The sequence below is a fragment of the Monashia sp. HAY1-5C genome, from assembly GCF_056755255.1.
This window is the reverse complement of the sequence record NZ_JBPGXG010000815.1, coordinates 1-233: the sequence shown is the minus strand read 5'-3', so window position 1 is coordinate 233 and position 233 is coordinate 1. Positions and strand designations below refer to the sequence as shown.

The 233-nt window shown below is 41.6% G+C and carries 1 protein-coding gene; it reads left to right on the top strand.

What is annotated here, in order from left to right; genetic code table 11:
• On the top strand, positions 1 to 233 hold a 233-nt coding region (locus ACR9ZK_RS23635), incomplete at both ends, for a SulP family inorganic anion transporter (RefSeq protein WP_481344345.1).

The following is a 233-nucleotide window of genomic DNA, read 5'->3' as shown; positions in this document are numbered from 1 at the left end:
ATCCCTATTGTACTAAATCTTATTCCACTGGCGACTTTGGCAGCAGTATTGATCTTAGTCGGATACAAACTGGCCAAGCCGGCGACTTTCAAGCATTTCTGGCATTTGGGTAAATTTCAGTTTATTCCGTTCGTGGCAACAGTTATTGCTGTTGTGGCAACAGATTTATTGAAGGGAGTAGGAATCGGGCTTGCCATTTCCATTTTCTATATTCTGCAGGGAAATATGAAAAG